Source organism: Nostoc sp. CHAB 5715, assembly GCF_020829685.1.
In the GTDB taxonomy this organism is placed as follows: Bacteria; Cyanobacteriota; Cyanobacteriia; order Cyanobacteriales; family Nostocaceae; genus Nostoc.
Map to the genome: position 1 here is coordinate 1 of NZ_JAIVFR010001123.1, position 2,227 is coordinate 2,227.

3 protein-coding genes and 1 tRNA gene are annotated in these 2,227 nt (G+C 41.6%); 2 read left to right on the forward strand and 2 right to left on the reverse strand.

Annotated elements, in window-relative coordinates:
- Nucleotides 1–55: 55 nt before the first annotated feature.
- Nucleotides 56–304: a group I intron-associated PD-(D/E)XK endonuclease gene (locus LC574_RS36695; RefSeq protein ID WP_229458540.1), complete on the reverse strand. Its 249-nt coding sequence runs from the start codon at nucleotides 302–304 to the stop codon at nucleotides 56–58.
- A gap of 39 nt (nucleotides 305–343) precedes the next feature.
- A tRNA-Arg gene (locus LC574_RS36700) sits at nucleotides 344–416 on the reverse strand.
- 354 nt (nucleotides 417–770) lie between these two features.
- Here LC574_RS36700 and LC574_RS36705 point away from each other — a divergent pair.
- Nucleotides 771–1,430, forward strand: coding sequence for an Npun_F0813 family protein (locus LC574_RS36705; RefSeq protein ID WP_229458542.1), 660 nt, complete (start codon nucleotides 771–773; stop codon nucleotides 1,428–1,430).
- Nucleotides 1,431–1,554: 124 nt separating this feature from the next.
- Nucleotides 1,555–2,227: hypothetical protein (locus LC574_RS36710; RefSeq protein WP_229458541.1), on the forward strand; the 673-nt coding region annotated here is incomplete at its 3' end.

The following is a 2,227-nucleotide window of genomic DNA, read 5'->3' on the forward strand; positions in this document are numbered from 1 at the left end:
TGGTAGATTCCCTAATTGTTGGAAATAAAAGTGAATTCAACCCCAAAAGATTAGACTAATAAAAATTTTCTGGACTAGACTTTTCAAAATTACCAGTAATATGAGTTACATCTGCGGAATGCAGGTTGTAAAATTTATCGTCTTTGTAGGCAACGAAATCAAAAGGTAAATGCTCACAAACAACTGGCGTGAGGACTAAATACCCTTTAAGCGTTAGATCAGCGATCGCTTTTGTAGCAGCAATATCGCCTTTGTTCTTAGTATGATGCAGCAATAACGAACCCTCAATCGAGGAAATCATCATATCACCTTACAGTGCTTGAGGGTTCATATCGAGTTAAAACGAGCGCGGCAGGGTTCGAACCTGCGACCGATTGCTTAGAAGGCAATTGCTCTATCCACTGAGCTACGCGCCCAAGATAAATTAATGGCTCCCCAAGGAGTCATCTACACTATTATATCGTCTTCATCTACCAAGAAGCAATGGAAAATTGCAGATTTACCACTAGCAAGGCTAAGATGCTAGTCGCTAGTTAGTTAATCTACACCGAAAACGAAACAGATGGAGTATTGGTTTAGATATATTGAGTTGTCAAGGGGTTATTTGCCTGTTAACGCCACCGTCCTCTGGGCGGCTACCTTCGGGAAAGAACTGGCGAGCTAGGCCGATTCCCACAGTACGCTAGGTAATTTCAGCCTTGGCGATGCTGCCAAATGCCATTATATATTCCATATTAAGAGTGCCCTGTGAGGAGTTATTTGCTAGTGCCATGTTTATTCTCAAACGGCAGGATGTTGAAATATCAAGCATTCAGCACCCAAAAAAGGATCAGCAGGTGCCGATCCTCAGTTATCAAGGGCAAACTTTTCGCTTGATTAGTGTCTTCAAAGCTAGTCAAGAAGAAGAAGCTAGAGCCTTATGGAGAGAATTAACGGATAACCGAGGTAAAGCCTGTGTTTTACTGGAAGAACCCGAACGCTTTAGTGTTTGGGGTAAAATCCGTTTAGAGCAACTGGATAGTGATACAGGTGGTCATGGCAAAACGGCGATTTTAATCCAAGCCAGTATTTTGCTGTTGCAGGGTGTTTCTATCGACATTGAAGAGTTTTTAGGTGCTAGACAAGCTGCATTATTTGAAAAAGATATTGCGGAGGTGTTCAAGCAGAAGCAATTTCCCCAAGCATCTTCCCTAGAAGCAGTTAAATATTTGGTATCTACTAATCCGTTACCGACAGCCAAAATACCTGATTGGCAAGAAAATCATGTAGTTATCTTGTTACAAGAACTCCATCGATTAGGAAAGGGCTATTTTGGCAACGCTAATTTTACCAAACAAGTGGTTTATAAGCTAGAAGATATGCCAGAAGCCGAGCGATCGCTGTTTATCACTTGGCTAAATCAATCGCCACTGGGTAAACTATGGCAGTAACAAAATTCCTGCCACTGGCACTTGCTTTTGGTGTTTGATTGTGCATTACTTAGCAAACACACTGCTAGATATACAGTCCTTTAACTCTAAATACTGCCAGAGAGCATCTACATAGTCAAGTCTTATGAATAACTCTTACGAGAATTCGTTCTTTTCTAAATCCATTTTCACCACTCAGAACATTGTCTTAGCTAATATTGGCTGGGCCGTACTGGCACTGCTATACTTTTTGTTATTTAGTGCCAAAGTTCCCGGAGCGGATGGCATAGAAAGCCGCGCCGAGTGGTATGTGATTGGCACAAATATTTTTGAAGCTTTAGCTTATTTGGCTGCCAGTATCTTATGCTTGAGGAACTGGCTGAGTCCGCAAATCGTCAGTGGTCGAAATGTTTGGCTTTTGATTGGCTTAGGTATGCTTTCCTATTTCGTTGGGGGGATAATTTTCGGCTATACCGAAATAGTTTTAAAAGATGAACCGGATGTGTCTGTAGGCGATATATTTTTTGTACTTAGTTATCTATTACTTGGCGCAGGCATGATTTTAGCTGTGGCTTCCAGGCGAATCAATCTGGAAAAATGGCAGTGGTTAATTGTGTTAGCAATTGCTGTATTCGGTAGTTTGTTAGCATGGTGGATTTCTATGCAACAAGAAAAACCCTCAGAACTGCTAATTGCTATTTTGAATTGGCTTTACGTAGTTAGCGATGTGATTCTGTTAATTATTGCTACCACTCTGCTTTTAGCCTTTTGGGGGGGAAGAGTTTCCCAGTCTTGGCGAATGATTGCAGCCGCCGCCT